The following is a 15,364-nucleotide window of genomic DNA, read 5'->3' as shown; positions in this document are numbered from 1 at the left end:
AGGTATGTAAAAAAACACAGGAAAGAATATGCGTTTACTTCATCTTGGCGACGTTCTCGGCCAAACCGGCCGCAAGGCAGCGCTGGAAGCATTACCGATGCTTCGCGATCGCCTGTCTGTTGATATCGCTGTGGTGAATGTCGAAAACGCGGCCCATGGTTTCGGTGTGACCGCCAAAATCTGCAAGGAATTCTACGCGGCGGGGGCGGATGTCCTGACCACCGGCAACCATGTCTGGGATCAACGCGAAATCATCGCCTATATCGACGAGGATGAAAAACTCCTGCGTCCCTGGAATTTCCCTGATGGGACGCCGGGCAATGGCGATTACGTGTTCAAAACCAGATCGGGCAAGAAGGTCTGCGTCATCAATATGATGGGCCGTCTTTTCATGGATCCGCTTTCCTGCCCGTTCCAGGGCGCGGACAAGCTGTTTGGTAAGCACAAGCTGGGCAAGAATGTCGATGCGATCATTCTGGATTTCCATGCCGAAACCACGTCGGAAAAGATGGCGTTTGGCCATCATTGCGACGGGCGGGCATCGCTTGTGCTGGGCACGCATACCCATGTGCCAACGGCGGATGCGCAAATTCTTCCAAATGGTACGGCCTATCAGACCGATGTTGGCATGTGTGGTGACTTTGATTCCGTCATCGGCATGAAAAAGGAAAACTCGGTTCGCAAATTCCTGACCAAAATGCCGTCCGGTCGTTTTGAACCGGCCGAAGGCCCGGCGACCGTGTGCGGTGTGTTTGTCGAAACCGATGACAAGACCGGCCTTGCCAAGCGTATTGAATCGGTGCGCATCGGCGGGCGCCTTAAAGGCAGCTGGCCAAGCGCCTGATCGCCCCTGCAATCAGATTGCATATACGGATCAACCGGATCCGCGATGAAAAAGATGAAAAAAAGGCCCACCAACCGGTGGGCCTTTGTCATTCAGATTGGAACCGTCGGGCAGGGCGTGATCACGCTGCGCGATCACGGGCCTGCTGACGCAGATCTTCAAGGATGCTGGCGATACGATTGCGCATTTCGCCGACTTTTTCCGATGCGGCACGCGACGTGGTCAGAACTTCGCCCGACAACTGACCGGTGCGCCCGGTTTCATTGGCGACTTCGGTGATCGATGCCGATACCGCACGGGTACGATCGGCAGCACCACGAACATTGCGGCTGATCTCATCGGTGGCGGCACCCTGTTCCTCGACCGCGGCGGAAATCGTCGTGGCAATCTGATTAAGATTATCAATGATTGTCCCGATTTCACCGATTGCGGTCACGGACTCACCGGTGGCCTTCTGAATACCGGAAATCTGACCTGCAATTTCTTCGGTCGCCTTTTCGGTCTGGTTGGCCAGGTTTTTAACCTCGGCGGCAACAACGGCAAAGCCTTTGCCGGCATCACCGGCACGGGCGGCCTCGATCGTCGCGTTAAGTGCCAGAAGATTGGTCTGTTCGGCGATGTCGGTGATCAGGGCGATCACTTCGCCAATGCGGCCGGCCGATTGTGACAGGCTGACAACCAGCTCGTTGGTGTGCTGGGCCCGCTGGGCGGCTTCGTTGGAAATACGGGTGGTTTCCGCCATCTGACGGTTGATTTCCGCATTCGAACTTGAAAGCTGCTCGGTCGCGGCGGCAACGGTTTCGACGTTGCCGGTGGCTTCCTGTGCCGATGTCGACACGTCTTCGCTCTGGCTTGAAACCAGTTCGGCACTTTCGGTCATCTGACCGGAAACCCCCTGAAGCTGTTCGCCAAGGGCGGCGATTTCGTTTACTGCGGTTTCCACTTCCCCCTGAAGGGTATCGGCAAGACCAAGCAGCTCATCACGAAGGGCCTCGTTGCGTTCACGGTTAAGGCGCTCTTCCTCGGCCTGCATGTCGCGGACCTTGATGGCGTTTTCCTTGAACACGTCAACCGCGCGCCCCATGGCGCTGATTTCGTCATTGCCCTTGGACGGGACATCAACCGCAAGATCCCCGGCTGCCAGTGCAACCATGGTTTTCTGCAAGCCGGCCAGACGGCGCAGAAGATTGCCCCGCACATAGAATACAAAGATCAGAAGCGGCAACAGAACCGCCAGCGCGCCGACCGCATACATCACATAGGTGCTCTGGATGCTAAGCGTATTGGCCGCACCGGCAGAACGGTCAACACCGGTCTGCAAGGCCTCGACCAATGCATTCACACCACTTTCCATGGTGGTTGCGTAATCGGCGCTTTCAATAACAACTTCACCCTGTTCCTTGATCAGTTGCAGTTCGGCCAGGCGCAATGCCGGAATGCTCTGATCCCCGACGGCAAGCGTTTTGATGTCGCCCATCAGGTCGGAATAATATGTCTGAAGTTTCTTGTTTTCGAGATTCTTGATCAGGGTCTCGATGGTGCCGATCGCCCCGTTGACCTGCACGCCGATGATTTTCAGGCGGGTTTCATCCGTGCTTGATGCCGCGGCCAGAATTGTGTTGGCCATATCACCGCCAAGTTTCGACAGCTCAAGAATCGGTGCACGTTCGGCAATCGTCTGATCAAGTTTGACCAGAAGCTCGGTGCCCTGGGTTTTCTGATCCAGCGTCAGGAAAGAACCGCTTTTGCGGATGTCTTCAACCTGGGTGCCGATGTTGGAAATCTGGTTCTGTGACATTGCCAGCAATGGCTTGAGCATCGAACCAAACCGGTTATTGAGCTGCTGAAACTTATCAAGACTTTCTGCCAGCTTGTTGGCGGCTTCAAAACGGCGAAGCGTGGTGTCGTGCAGTTTCTCAAGATTATCGGCAAGGTTTTTGCCGTTGGTTTCAATATGAGACAGCGATGCGGGCGGCAGGCCGGACTGCGACAGCTGTTCAAGTTTCTCGCGCAGACTGTCAAGCAGCATGTCCAGTTCGATCTTGACGACCTGTTCTTCTTCCGGGGACGTGGCGGCAACGATGCGCGGTGCGGATGCGACAACCTTTACACTATCGGTGGCCAACTGCTGGGCGGTGAACATTGGTGGCAGCTGGGCATGGGTGATTTCGTCAAGCTGGCTGCCAAATTTGTTGAATGAAAAGACCGAAACAGTCGCGGCAAGCACAGCGATCAGACCGACAAGAAAGAACGCACCGGCAAGCTTTTCACGGACACCAAGTCCCGATGTTTTTGTTTTACTGGATGGCGACGGGGAGCTGCCGCGCTTGAATTTAAGTCCCATAGTTCATGATACCCCATAGACGAATGAGTCCCGTGCCGACACACGTGCTGCGTCGACCTGCTTATTGTGGGTCTCTCAGATGTAGCTTCCCTGGATATGTCACTTTAAGGGTAGGGCCGGTCTGCCAGGTTGTGGGGCGGCTTGATCGGAAAAAGCGACTTTTCTGTTATAGTTAAAGCCCATATAGCACATAGCACGCAAACTAAGCATGAGTTTTTATGCTTAAACAGACGTATAGGTTGTGCGGTTTTGCTACGGGTTTTTACGGGCGTTTCTGCCGAATTTCCGACAAATCGGATACCCGGTCACAGGGGCAAAACGAAAAAGGGCCCGCCGGACGGCGGACCCTTTCAGTCAGGATGGTGTCGATTCTTCGATCAGGAAGCAGCCCGATCATGCGCCTGTTTGCGCAAGTCATCGAGAATGCCGTTGATCCGCGACCGAAGGTTTTCAACTTTCTCCGATGCGTTCTGGGCTGTGGCCAGAACCTGACTGGACAGTTCGCCGGTTTTACCGGTTTCACTGGCAACCTCGGTGATTGACGCCGATACCGAACGGGTACGGTCCGCAGCACCGCGCACGTTGCGGGTGATTTCATCGGTTGCGGCACCCTGTTCTTCGACCGCGGCTGAAATGGTGGTGGCGATTTCATTGATGTTTTCAATGATGCGGCCAATGTCACCAATCGCGTTAACAGATTCACCGGTGGCTTTCTGGATACCGGCAATCTGGCCCGAGATTTCCTCGGTCGCTTTTTCGGTCTGGTTGGCCAGGTTTTTAACCTCGGCGGCAACCACGGCAAAGCCTTTGCCGGCATCACCGGCACGGGCGGCCTCGATGGTTGCGTTAAGTGCCAGAAGGTTGGTCTGTTCGGCGATGTCGGTGATCAGGGCGATCACTTCGCCGATGCGATCAGCTGACTGCGACAGGCTGACAACCAGTTCGTTGGTTTGCTGTGCGCGGGTCGATGCTTCGCTCGAAATGCGGGTTGATTCCGCCATCTGACGGTTGATTTCCGCATTCGATGCCGAAAGCTGCTCGGTTGCGGCTGCAACGGTTTCGACATTGCCGGTGGCTTCCTGTGCGGAATTGGCAACATCTTCGGTCTGACCCGATACCAGTTCGGCGCTCGATGTCATTTGACCGGAAACACCCTGAAGCTGATCACCAAGGGCGGCGATCTCGTTCACGGCACTTTCAACTTCGTTCTGCAACGTATCGGCAAGGCCCAGAAGCTCGTCACGAAGGGCTTCGTTACGTTCACGGTTAAGGCGCTCTTCCTCGGCCTGCATTTCGCGAACCTTAAGGGCGTTGTCCTTAAAGACTTCAACCGCACGGCCCATGGCGCTGATTTCGTCATTGCCCTTGGCCGGGACATCAACGTCAAGATTGCCATCCGCCAGCTGAACCATGGTTTTCTGAAGACCGCCAAGACGACGCAGAACGTTGCCGCGGACATACAGCACATAGATCAGAAGCGAAATGATGATTGCGATTGCGGCAACGGCTGCAAGGGCGGTCAGGCCCTGCTTTTCAACAATACCGGCTTCGGCAGCGGCTTCGGCGACTTCCTGATTCAGACCGGCAACCAGTTCGGCAACGCTTGCACGCATCGCATTGGCATATTCGCCACTCTGCACAACCAGTGCCTGGCTTTGTTCGCTGGCTTCAAGTTCGCGTTTGCGAAGATCCGGAAGGCTGCCTTCGCCGACCGAAAGCTTCTGCATCTTGTCAATCAGATCGACATAAAATGCCTTCAGACGGTCATTGCCGATGGCATCAAGCTGGCTCAGCGCGTCGCTATAGGTGCCGCGAATACGCACCGGAATGATCGAAAGACGCACCGCCTGGGTTTCCGTGGTGCTCGAAATGATCATGTTCGACGCAGACGATCCAAGACGCTCAATGTCAAGGATCGGGGTGCGGGTCTCGATGGCAGAAGAATATTTCTGGAAGACTTCAAGAATTTCTTCCTTGTCGGTGCTGAATTTCTTTGCCGGGTCATCTTTAAGCGATGCGGCGAACTGGCCACCCTGGGAAATATCATTCTGCGTATAGGACAGAACCGGTTTCAGGGTATCTGCATACCGTTTGGACAGGTTCTGGAATTCCGTAAGTTTTTCAGCTTTTTCGTTGGCAATCTGGAAACGTTCCTGCGTTACCGCATGAAGCTTTTCAAGGTTGTCCTGCAAAAGACCGCGATTGTCATTGATGCTTGCAATGACCTCGGGCATGAAGCCGGTGGCTTCGATTTCGTTGATTTTCGAAACCAGCGCCTGAAGACGGATAGCAAGTTCGTCATTGATCGCGTTTTCTTCATCCGTGTTTGCGGATGCAACGATACGCGGTGCAATAGCGACAATTTCTGCACTTTCGGTTGCCAAGGCCTGTGCCGCAGCAATAGGCGGAAGCTTTTCTTCCGTGATGGTCGTAAGAGCATCACCGAATTTGTTGAAGGATACAGCGCCGACAACAGCGGAAATAACCGCCATCAATCCAACCAGAGCAAATGAAATCAGTAACTTGCTTTGGACCCCGAATTTAGTTCCCATTCTATCTAACCTTTGTTTCCTGACTGTTCCCGTATGGCTTCTGTGTCCATTCGGGTTGTTTCGGCCGCCTGAAAAGAAAATGGTCTTTTCAACCAGGCCGGCATCTTGGACCCCGGAGAGTGTTCTTCTTTAGTTTAATAAGTTACATTCGTATTATTAATGAAAGAATATCTTTGCGACTGCAACATCTAACCAAACCGAAGCTGTAAAATGCAAGAAAATTGCCACCTGGATTGGTGGTGTGATCTGTGGTCCGGGGCGGTTCATTCCCGGTGATCTTGGCAGCGATACCAAGCATCGCTGGACCTTGGCAGGTAAACAGGCTATAGGAGCGGTCGAAATTTTCGTTCGTACCTGCTGCAAACGACACAAAGCATTGTCTTGCAGATGTCCGGACGGGCTGGTCTGACAGGGAACTCCCGCATGACCGGCGTGGTATCACCCGATACCGTTCCACATCGAGTTCAATGAATACAGGTTTTAGGTTATGGCCGGCCATTCCCAATTTAAGAACATTATGCACCGCAAAGGTGCCCAGGATAAAAAACGCGCCAAGATCTTCACCAAGCTTGCCCGCGAAATTACGGTTGCGGCAAAAATCAGCGAAGACATTGACAGCAACCCGCGTCTGCGTGCTGCGATCGCGGCGGCCCGCGGTCAGAACATGCCCAAGGACAATATCGAACGCGCCATCAAAAAGGCGACCGGTGCAGGCGAGGGCGACAATTACGAAGAAGTCCGCTACGAAGGTTATGGCACCGCTGGTGTTGCCGTCATCGTCGAAGCACTGACTGATAACCGTAACCGTACCGCGTCCGAAGTGCGTGCTGCCTTTGCAAAAAGCGGTGGCAACCTTGGCGAAACCGGTTCGGTCGGCTTTATGTTCAACCGTCTTGGTGAAATCGTCTATCCGGCAGATGCCGCCGATGCTGACGAAATCTTCGAAGCGGCCCTCGAAGCCGGTGCGGCAAACGTTGAGTCTGATGAAAACAGCCACGTAGTTGATACCGAACTTGAAGACCTGAACGCTGTTCGCGAAGCGCTGACCGAAAAGTTTGGCGATCCGGAAAGTGCGAAAATGGTCTTCCGTGCCGTGACCGAGGCCGAAATCAATGTCGAACAGGCCCAGAGCATCATGAAGCTTGTTGATGTTCTCGAAGACAATGATGACGTCCAGAACGTCTGGACCAACGTTGCCTGGACCGACGAAATCGTCGCTGGTCTCGATAACTAGACTTGTTTAAAAACCACTCCCCCGAATATGGTTGCAAACGCCATCATGTTCGGGGGCGGTTTGATGCCCGCCCTTCATGTTTGAATGGCGGGTGTTTTGTATCTGGCTTCCGGGAAATGGGGTGACATAGTGGTCCGCGTACTTGGAATTGACCCCGGTCTGCAACGCACGGGCTGGGGGGTGATCGACCTTCAGGACAACCGGATGCGCCATGTCGCCAACGGCATTGTCACATCCACCCAGTCGCTAAGCCTTGCCGAACGCCTTGATCAGCTGCATTCCGGCCTGATCGAGGTGATTCAGACCTGGGACCCGGACGAGGCCGCGGTCGAAGAAACCTTTGTCAACAAGAACCCGGTATCCACCCTTAAACTCGGTCAGGCGCGTGGTGTTGCCTTACTCGCACCGGCGCGCAATGGCATTCCGGTAACGGAATATACACCCAATGCCGTCAAAAAGACTGTTGTCGGTGCCGGTCACGCCGCCAAGCAACAGGTCGAAATGATGGTTTCGACCCTGCTTCCGGGATGTGAAATTGCCGGGGCGGATGCGGCCGATGCACTTGCGGTGGCGATCTGTCACGCGCAACATGCCGGGAACCGGTCGCTTGCGGCAAGCATGGCGGCCAAACCAACAGGAAACGGGAGACGATACAGGTGATCGCGAAACTGCGCGGAATTGTCGATTTCATTGGCGAAGACAGCGTCATCATTGATGTGAATGGCGTTGGCTATCTTGTGTTTGCCTCGCGCCGCACGCTTTCCATGTTGCCGCCAAAGGGCGGGGATGCCGGTTTGATGATCGAAACCCACGTTCGCGAAGATCACATTCACCTGTATGGCTTTGCCGATAACGCCGAAAAACAGTGGTTTTCGTTGCTGACCACCGTGCAGGGGGTAGGGGCCAAGGTTGCCCTTGCCCTGTTGTCGGTGCTGAGCCCGACCGATCTTTTGCGCGCCCTTGCCGCCCAGGATACGACGGCATTGTGCCGCGCACCGGGCATCGGGCCCAAGGTCGCAACCCGGATTGTCGGTGAACTCAAGGACAAGGCCGCAAAGCTTAATCTTGGTCCGGTGGCCGCACCGGAAAGCCCGGCTGCGGAACCTGCCAAGCCGGAAGCCAAGGCAAAGAAAACCGCAAAATCCAAAACAGATGTGAAAATCGACACAGCCCCGGCCGAACCGGTTGTGGATGATAGTGTCGTAATGGCGGATGCCGTATCGGCACTGGTCAATCTTGGTTATGGCCGGTCCGAGGCATTTGGCGCGGTGGGCAAGGCCGCCCAGCAGGCCGGCGATGACAAGACAATCGATACCCTGATCCGTCTGGGACTGAAGGAGCTTAGCGCGTGAGCGAAGAAGAAGACCGTCTGCTCAGTGGTGAGCGTCGCGAAGAAGACCATCAGGAAGGATCGCTGCGTCCGCGCCGGCTCGATGATTTCACCGGTCAGAAAGAAGTGCGCGAAAACCTTGATGTCTTCATTCAGGCGGCCCGTGCGCGTGAAGAGGCCATGGACCATGTCCTGTTTTTTGGTCCGCCCGGACTTGGAAAAACCACGTTGTCGCAAATTGTTGCCAGTGAACTTGGCGTCGGTTTCCGCGCAACCTCCGGTCCGGTCATTGCCAAGGCGGGTGACCTTGCCGCTCTTTTGACGAACCTTCAGCCGCGCGATGTTCTGTTCATTGACGAAATTCACCGTTTGAACCCGGCGGTTGAGGAAATCCTCTATCCGGCGATGGAAGATTTCCAGCTTGATCTGATCATCGGCGAGGGGCCGGCGGCCCGTTCGGTCCGTATCGATTTGCCACCCTTTACCCTGGTTGGCGCGACCACGCGTTCGGGGCTTTTGACCACACCGCTGCGTGACCGTTTCGGCATTCCGCTGCGTCTGCGGTTCTATGAGCCCGAAGAACTGGTTTCGATTGTGTCGCGCGGTGCGCGGTTGTTGAATTTCGACATGACCGAAGAAGGTGCGATGGAAATTGCACGCCGGTCGCGCGGTACGCCGCGTATTGCCGGGCGTTTGTTGCGACGTGTGCGGGACTTTGCCGCTGTGGCTGAAAAGTCACCGGTTGATAAATTTATTGCCGATGCGGCGCTGACCCGGCTTGAGGTCGATAACCTCGGTCTGGACAGTCAGGACCGTCGCTATCTTAATTGTATTGCCGGAAATTACGGTGGTGGACCGGTCGGGGTTGATACCCTTGCCGCGGCCCTGTCGGAAGAACGCGACACCATCGAAGACGTGATCGAACCATATCTTCTTCAGCAGGGCCTGATCCAGCGTACCCCGCGCGGGCGCATGCTGGGTATCAAGGGGTTCCAGCATCTTGGTCTGACGCCGCCGCGTGAAGCGGGCGGGATGCCGATGTCCGATCTTTTTGACAGTCAGGGTAATGGATCATCAAGGAGCGATTCCTGATGGGACAGGACACACATGATGCCCTGCTGGGCTACATGGACGGCAAACGTCACATTTATCCTTTAGTCGTATTTTATGAAGATACTGATGCCGGCGGCATCGTATATCACGCCAACTATCTTGCATTTGCCGAACGTGCGCGTTCAGCGATGCTTAACCTGTTGGGCTTTACCAATCGAAATGTTGCAGAACGCCACAAAGTTGCCATAGCCGTTCGACACTGTACGCTCGATTTTCGTCGCGCCGCTCAGTTGGAAGACCGCCTGACGGTGGAAACCAGGGTGATTAAGCTAGGGGGCGCATCACTCGGGTATGAACAAAAGATCATGCGCGGCGAAGAAGAACTTGTGGTGATCGAGATTTATCTCGCCTGCATGTCGTTGGAAGAACTTCGGGCACAAAGACTGCCCGAAGAATTAAGAACAGTATTTAGTCGATATCTGGATGTGAACAAGGACTAACGGGAATATGGAAAATCAAGTGGTCGACGCGGTAACGCTGGGGCAGTCGGTCATGGCGCATGACATGTCTCTGTGGGGACTGTTCATGCAGGCTGGACTGGTCGTCAAAACGGTGATGATCGGACTGTTGCTGGCATCTGTCTGGGTATGGGCGATTGTCATCGAAAAGCTGATGCGCCTGCGCAAGTTGCGCGCGCAAGCCAGCACATTCGAAGAAGCATTCTGGTCGGGCGGTTCGCTTGAAGACCTGTATGACCGGATTGCGGATAAGCCGCGTGATCCGATGTCGGCAATCTTTGTTTCGGCAATGCGCGAATGGCGTCGTTCGAATGCGCGCGGTGTTCATGGTGATACCATGCGCGCCCGTTTGCAGCAGCGCCTTGAAAAATCCATGGAAATCACGCTGGGCCGTGAAATGGATCGCGTCGAACGTTACATGACCTTCCTGGCATCGGTCGGCTCGACCGCACCGTTTGTCGGTCTGTTCGGTACTGTCTGGGGGATCATGGTGTCCTTCCAGTCGATCGCCGCATCCAAAAACACCTCGCTTGCGGTCGTCGCACCGGGGATCGCCGAAGCCCTGTTTGCAACCGCCATGGGTCTTGTTGCCGCAATTCCGGCCGTGGTTGCCTATAACAAGATTTCCAGTGATCTCAATCGCTACAGCAACCGTCTTGAAGCCTTCGTGGACGAGTTCAGCTCGATCCTCTCGCGCCAACTTGACGATACGAGAGACTGATTATGGGCGCTCAACTCGCATCCCGATCTGGTGGAGGACGCCGTCGCGGACGTCGGAGTAACCGACGCGCAGCGATGAGCGACATCAACGTCACGCCGATGGTGGACGTCATGCTGGTGCTGCTGGTGATCTTCATGGTCGCAGCCCCCCTGATGACGGTTGGTGTCGAAGTCGATCTGCCCGAAACCAGCGCCGCCCCGATGACCGGGCAGGACGAGCCGCTTGTCGTCTCGGTTTCGCGTGAAGGCACCATCTATATTATGGATAGTGAAATCGCGCAGGACACCCTGACCGAAAAGCTCGCGGCCATTACCGATAACAAGGCCGACACCCGCATCTTTGTGCGCGGTGACAAGGCCATTGATTACGGCCGGGTGATGGAAGTTATGGGGCTGATCAAGGATGCCGGCTTTACCAAGGTCGCCCTGATCGCCGAATTGCCCAACAAGGGTTCGTAACAGACTATGCTGCGTTACGCTCTCATATCGCTTGGTTTGCATATTGCGCTGTTTCTGATTGCGTGGTTGGGCTTGCCTGACCTGTTTGATGAAACGCCGCTGGAATTGCAGTCCATTTCGGTCGAAGTCGTGACAGTGGACGAGTTTTCCGCTGCCCCGACCAAGGCATTGCCAAAGCCCGAACCGAAAAAGGAACCAAAACCGGTACCCAAGCCCGAGCCGAAACCAAAGCCCGAGCCAAAGCCTGAGCCGAAACCGGAACCAAAGCCCGAACCGAAACCCGAGCCCAAACCGGAACCGAAGCCCGAGCCGAAACCAGAGCCGAAGCCCGAACCAAAACCGGCGCCAAAGCCGGAACCGGTGCCCACGCCCGAGGTTAAAAAGCAGCCTGAACCCAAACCGGAACCACAGCCGACCGAACTGGCTGCGGTAAAGCCCGACAGCAAGCCACAGCCGCCCAAACCCGAGCCGGTCAAAAAGCCGGAACCGAAAAAGGAAGAACCCAAGAAGGAAGAGCCGAAAAAGCGCGACCTGATGAGTGTTCTCAAGGATGTGAGCAAGCTGAAGGAAACGGCACAGGCAACCCCGGAACCGCAACCTGATCAGGTACCCGAAGAAAACGCCAGCGAGGTCGTGGCAACCAGACTGGATGCGAATCTGACCATGAGCGAGCTTGATGCCGTAAAGCGCCAGATTGAAAAATGCTGGAGCCCGCCGGCCGGTGCCAAGGAAGCCGGGAGCTTTGCTGTTGAAATTCACGTCAGCGCAAACCCTGACGGAACCGTTCGACAGGCACGTATCAGTAATCTGAATGACATACAGGGCGATTCTTCTCGCCGTACGATTGCAGAAAGTGCTTTGCGAGCAGTGCTAAATCCGCAATGCAGTCCTCTAAAACTGCCGCTGGATAAATATGAAATGTGGCGCACATTCACGTTTAATTTCGACATGCGTGAAATGCTGGGCCTTTAATGATAAGTTCTTGAACACGCGTGGAAAATAGCGAGGCAGGATGACGATCAAGACCAACGCAGGAAAACGATTTTGGGTAAGAAGCAGTGTCGCGACACTGTGTGCCCTTGCCGTTGTCGCTGGCCTGAATGTCGGTTTCATGTCGCCGGCAAAGGCGGAACTCCGGATTGACATCACCCGGGGTGAACTCAAGCCAATGCCAATTGCCGTCACCCGCTTCCCGGGTGAAGGCGTTGCCGAAACCGAGATCGGCCAGAACCTGACACAGGTGATTGCTGCCGACCTCGAACGTTCGGGGCTATTTGCGCCGATCAATGAAAAGGCATTCATCCAGAGTGCCGCATCATTGGCGGTCAATCCGAACTTCGCCGAATGGCGCGCCATCAGTGCCCAGGCACTGGTCAATGGTCGCGTTGTTACGGAACCAAACGGATTGCTTCGTGTCGAATTCCGTCTTTGGGATGTGCTGGCAGAAACCCAGATGTCTGGTGTTGCCTACCGTACACAGCCCAATAACTGGCGCCGTATTGCGCACAAGATCGCTGACGAGATCTATAAGCGCATTACCGGCGAAACCGGATATTTCGACACCAGAATTGTGTATGTGTCTGAATCAGGCCCGGCCGACAAACGTGTAAAACGTTTGGCGATCATGGATCAGGATGGTGCAAACCACCGGTTCCTGTCGGACGGTCGGTTCCTTGTGCTGAACCCGCGTTTCTCGCCGACAGCACAGGAAGTGGTCTATATGTCGTATTTCAACGACAAGCCACGCGTCTATGTTTTGGATATCGATACCGGCGAGTTGGAATTGCTGGGCGATTTTCCGGGGATGACTTTTGCGCCCCGATTCGCGCCAGACGGGAACTCGGTTGTCATGTCGCAAGCGCTTGACGGGAACAGTGAAATTTATGAACTGGACCTGCGCACGCGCGAAAAGCATCAGCTGACGCGTCATGCCGCCGTGGATACCTCGCCTTCCTATTCGCCTGACGGTTCGCGCATTGCGTTCAACTCTGATCGCAGTGGGTCACAACAAATTTACGTGATGAATGCAGATGGTGGTGGCGTTCAGCGTATCAGTTTTGGTGGGGGTCTTTACGCCACACCAGTCTGGTCGCCACGCGGAGACCTGATTGCATTCACCAAATCACAAGGAGGTAGGTTCTATATCGGTGTCATGCGGCCAGACGGCAGTGGTGAAAGGCTGCTGGCCGAAGGGTTCCTCGTAGAGGGACCAACATGGGCTCCGAACGGAAGAGTGTTGATGTATCACCGCCAGCACCCGTCCAGGGACGGGACCAAGGATCGCTATCGTCTGTATTCGATAGATCTCACAGGTTATAACGAGCGAGAGATCGTTACACCTGCGGATGGGTCGGATCCAGCATGGTCACCCTTGATTCCCTGATATCTCAAGAGTATAGTCATCGCGAAGCACTGAATGCGATTCGCTTTTATCGCGGGCATTTTCGGTGTCGCGAGACATGGAAAACACCAACCTCGGGCGAATGCGTCCGGTGTTAAGGGGAAAACTTAAATGAAACTTCGTATTCTCAGCGTTTTTGCTGCTGCCGCTCTTCTGGCTGCATGTGAAACTGCACCTGATAGCTCTGCGACCACTGGTGGCGAGGGTGTATCGACTGTAAACCAGCCGTCCACCAGCACGTCGCTGTCGGAAAGCAGCCCAGAGTGGTTCGCTGTTAACGTTGGTGACCGCGTCTTCTTCGGCTTCGATAAATACGATCTGGCTGGCGAAGCACGTCGCACCCTCGAATTGCAGGCCGCTTGGCTGAAAAAATACCCGCAGTACAAAGTTGTTGTTGAAGGTCATGCCGACGAGCGCGGCACCCGTGAATACAACCTTGCACTCGGCGAACGTCGCGCGAACTCGGTTAAAGATTACCTGATCGCTCTGGGTATCGACCCGTCGCGCGTTGAAACCATTTCTTATGGTAAAGAACGTCCGGTCGCTCTTGGCCATGACGAAGAAAGCTGGGCGAAAAACCGCCGCGCTGTATCGGTTATCCGCTAAGCGCGTGCAGGTGAAAGCCTGACTTGAATACCAAGGCGCCTGTCCCGTCCGGGGCAGGCGCCTTATTTTTGCCGCCTGAAAATGTTGAAAATGTCATCGTGTCCTGTTCATAGTGACGCAACAAAGACAGCATTGACGACAAAGGACCTGATAATGATCCGAGTTCGACCCACCACTGAATCGCACCTTGCTGCCTGTGCCGCGATCCGATCCGATCGGGCCAGTGCCACGGGTTCACGCGCAACAGGGGCCGCAACTTCGCGTAAAGGCCGCCGGATTCTTGTGGCTTTGGCCATGGGTACCGTGTTTGCGATGACGTCACTTGGATCAGGAACGGTCCACGCCCAGGACGCCAACATGTCCCGCCAGGTCGAACAACTGCGCAAGGATCTCGATCTCTTGCAGCGTTATGTCTACCGCGAAGGGACTGGTGGCGCAGGTGCGGCTGCCGGTGCTGCCGCATCTGGTGCCGACAGCGCCTCAACCCCGGCAGCAGCCCGCCAGCAGGTTCAGATCAATGAACTTCAGCGCAATGCGTCGCAACTGACCGGGCAACTCGAACAGTTCGATTTCCGTATTCGCAAGATGGAAGAACGTCTGGAACGTCTGGTTGCCGATATCGATTTCCGTCTTGGCCAGCTTGAAAATGGTGGTGCCATGTCCGGTGCGGCCCCGTCCGGTGCTGCGCCGCTGGCTGCGGGGGCTGCGGATGGTCCGGCGCCAACCGGTGATGCGGTCGCATCAAGCGAATTGGGCGGATCGGCAAGTGGCGAACGTCTTAACGAACGCGGCACCAAGCTGTTTGGCGTGATCGAAAGCGAAGGGCAGCCGCCAAAAATTCCGTCCGGTCCGTCGGGCAATGTATCTGCGGCATCGACCCAGTCCGCATCGGTATCGGCATCGACCGGCACCCCCGAAGAACAATATCGCGAAGCCTTTGGCCTGCTGCGCAAACAGGATTTCCCGGCTGCCGAACAGGCGCTTAGCAGCTTTGTCGCCCAGCACCCCAATGATCCGCTGGCGGGTAATGCGCAATACTGGCTGGGCGAAACCTATTATGTGCGCGGACAGTATGAAAATGCCGCCATCGCCTTTACTGAAGGTTTCCAGACCTATCCCGACAGCACCAAGGCACCGGATAATCTTTTGAAACTCGGCATGTCGCTGGCCAATCTTGGCAAAAACGAAGATGCCTGCACTGCATTCGGCCACCTGATCGATAACTTCCCGAATGCATCGAATGTTGTCCTTGATCGCGCCCGTCAGGAACGCAAAAGCCGCGGTTGCGCGCAATAGGCCATTG

Annotated in this window: 14 protein-coding genes; 12 read left to right on the top strand and 2 right to left on the bottom strand. The window is 55.3% G+C overall.

The window, feature by feature from the left end:
• Positions 1–28 precede the first annotated feature (28 nt).
• The gene (locus AUQ42_RS05645; protein ID WP_068518123.1) at positions 29–844 is read left to right on the top strand and encodes a TIGR00282 family metallophosphoesterase; all 816 of its coding nucleotides are present in this window, start codon (positions 29–31) and stop codon (positions 842–844) included.
• A gap of 121 nt (positions 845–965) precedes the next feature.
• On the opposite strand, the gene AUQ42_RS05640 is transcribed toward AUQ42_RS05645, so the two are convergent.
• Together AUQ42_RS05640 and AUQ42_RS05635 are read right to left on the bottom strand one after the other, a co-directional pair.
• Positions 966–3,188 (bottom strand): methyl-accepting chemotaxis protein, encoded by a 2,223-nt coding sequence (locus AUQ42_RS05640; RefSeq protein WP_068518122.1) that lies wholly within the window; start codon positions 3,186–3,188, stop codon positions 966–968.
• Between the two features lie 377 nt (positions 3,189–3,565).
• Positions 3,566–5,740 carry a methyl-accepting chemotaxis protein gene (locus AUQ42_RS05635; RefSeq protein ID WP_068518121.1) on the bottom strand — a complete coding sequence of 725 codons (2,175 nt, stop codon included), beginning with the start codon at positions 5,738–5,740 and terminating at the stop codon, positions 3,566–3,568.
• A gap of 487 nt (positions 5,741–6,227) precedes the next feature.
• Between AUQ42_RS05635 and AUQ42_RS05630 the strand changes: the two genes are divergently transcribed.
• The 11 genes from AUQ42_RS05630 (at position 6,228) to ybgF (ending at position 15,357) form a co-directional block, all read left to right on the top strand.
• On the top strand, positions 6,228–6,974 hold the full coding sequence (locus AUQ42_RS05630) for a YebC/PmpR family DNA-binding transcriptional regulator (protein WP_068518120.1): 747 nt from the start codon (positions 6,228–6,230) through the stop codon (positions 6,972–6,974).
• Between the two features lie 84 nt (positions 6,975–7,058).
• Positions 7,059–7,634, top strand: a complete 576-nt coding sequence (ruvC, locus tag AUQ42_RS05625) for a crossover junction endodeoxyribonuclease RuvC (protein WP_068518119.1) — start codon at positions 7,059–7,061, stop codon at positions 7,632–7,634.
• Positions 7,631–8,326 (top strand): Holliday junction branch migration protein RuvA, encoded by a 696-nt coding sequence (gene ruvA, locus AUQ42_RS05620; RefSeq protein WP_068518118.1) that lies wholly within the window; start codon positions 7,631–7,633, stop codon positions 8,324–8,326. Before ruvC ends, ruvA begins: the two co-directional genes overlap by 4 nt.
• Positions 8,323–9,396 carry a Holliday junction branch migration DNA helicase RuvB gene (ruvB, locus tag AUQ42_RS05615; RefSeq protein WP_068518117.1) on the top strand — a complete coding sequence of 358 codons (1,074 nt, stop codon included), beginning with the start codon at positions 8,323–8,325 and terminating at the stop codon, positions 9,394–9,396. The genes ruvA and ruvB overlap by 4 nt, the downstream gene beginning before the upstream one ends.
• On the top strand, positions 9,396–9,857 hold the full coding sequence (locus AUQ42_RS05610; protein ID WP_068518116.1) for a YbgC/FadM family acyl-CoA thioesterase: 462 nt from the start codon (positions 9,396–9,398) through the stop codon (positions 9,855–9,857). Before ruvB ends, AUQ42_RS05610 begins: the two co-directional genes overlap by 1 nt.
• A 7-nt stretch (positions 9,858–9,864) precedes the next feature.
• On the top strand, positions 9,865–10,596 hold the full coding sequence (gene tolQ, locus AUQ42_RS05605; protein WP_068518115.1) for a protein TolQ: 732 nt from the start codon (positions 9,865–9,867) through the stop codon (positions 10,594–10,596).
• 2 nt (positions 10,597–10,598) lie between these two features.
• Positions 10,599–11,054 carry a protein TolR gene (gene tolR, locus AUQ42_RS05600; protein WP_068518114.1) on the top strand — a complete coding sequence of 152 codons (456 nt, stop codon included), beginning with the start codon at positions 10,599–10,601 and terminating at the stop codon, positions 11,052–11,054.
• Between the two features lie 6 nt (positions 11,055–11,060).
• Positions 11,061–12,026, top strand: coding sequence for an energy transducer TonB (locus tag AUQ42_RS05595; protein ID WP_068518113.1), 966 nt, complete (start codon positions 11,061–11,063; stop codon positions 12,024–12,026).
• A gap of 40 nt (positions 12,027–12,066) precedes the next feature.
• Entirely contained in the window at positions 12,067–13,437 is a 1,371-nt protein-coding gene (gene tolB / locus AUQ42_RS05590; protein WP_068518112.1) for a Tol-Pal system beta propeller repeat protein TolB, read from the top strand.
• 129 nt (positions 13,438–13,566) lie between these two features.
• The gene (gene pal, locus AUQ42_RS05585) at positions 13,567–14,061 is read left to right on the top strand and encodes a peptidoglycan-associated lipoprotein Pal (RefSeq protein WP_068518111.1); all 495 of its coding nucleotides are present in this window, start codon (positions 13,567–13,569) and stop codon (positions 14,059–14,061) included.
• 294 nt (positions 14,062–14,355) lie between these two features.
• On the top strand, positions 14,356–15,357 hold the full coding sequence (gene ybgF, locus AUQ42_RS05580) for a tol-pal system protein YbgF (protein WP_068518284.1): 1,002 nt from the start codon (positions 14,356–14,358) through the stop codon (positions 15,355–15,357).
• The last annotated feature ends 7 nt before the right edge of the window (positions 15,358–15,364 follow it).

Origin of the sequence: Thalassospira sp. MCCC 1A02491 (genome assembly GCF_001613785.1) — a bacterium.
In the GTDB taxonomy this organism is placed as follows: domain Bacteria; phylum Pseudomonadota; class Alphaproteobacteria; order Rhodospirillales; family Thalassospiraceae; genus Thalassospira; species Thalassospira povalilytica.
The sequence above is the reverse complement of the archived record's forward strand: the minus strand, read 5'-3'. Positions and strand labels throughout refer to the sequence as shown.

Bases quoted from the DNA above. Each gene is read 5' to 3' on its own strand.
- AUQ42_RS05645 (WP_068518123.1), top strand. From the start codon at position 29: ATGCGTTTACTTCATCTTGGCGACGTTCTCGGCCAAACCGGCCGCAAG.
- AUQ42_RS05640 (WP_068518122.1), bottom strand. From the start codon at position 3,188: ATGGGACTTAAATTCAAGCGCGGCAGCTCCCCGTCGCCATCCAGTAAA.
- AUQ42_RS05635 (WP_068518121.1), bottom strand. From the start codon at position 5,740: ATGGGAACTAAATTCGGGGTCCAAAGCAAGTTACTGATTTCATTTGCT.
- AUQ42_RS05630 (WP_068518120.1), top strand. From the start codon at position 6,228: ATGGCCGGCCATTCCCAATTTAAGAACATTATGCACCGCAAAGGTGCC.
- ruvC (WP_068518119.1), top strand. From the start codon at position 7,059: ATGGCGGGTGTTTTGTATCTGGCTTCCGGGAAATGGGGTGACATAGTG.
- AUQ42_RS05610 (WP_068518116.1), top strand. From the start codon at position 9,396: ATGGGACAGGACACACATGATGCCCTGCTGGGCTACATGGACGGCAAA.
- tolQ (WP_068518115.1), top strand. From the start codon at position 9,865: ATGGAAAATCAAGTGGTCGACGCGGTAACGCTGGGGCAGTCGGTCATG.
- tolR (WP_068518114.1), top strand. From the start codon at position 10,599: ATGGGCGCTCAACTCGCATCCCGATCTGGTGGAGGACGCCGTCGCGGA.
- AUQ42_RS05595 (WP_068518113.1), top strand. From the start codon at position 11,061: ATGCTGCGTTACGCTCTCATATCGCTTGGTTTGCATATTGCGCTGTTT.
- tolB (WP_068518112.1), top strand. From the start codon at position 12,067: ATGACGATCAAGACCAACGCAGGAAAACGATTTTGGGTAAGAAGCAGT.
- pal (WP_068518111.1), top strand. From the start codon at position 13,567: ATGAAACTTCGTATTCTCAGCGTTTTTGCTGCTGCCGCTCTTCTGGCT.
- ybgF (WP_068518284.1), top strand. From the start codon at position 14,356: ATGGGTACCGTGTTTGCGATGACGTCACTTGGATCAGGAACGGTCCAC.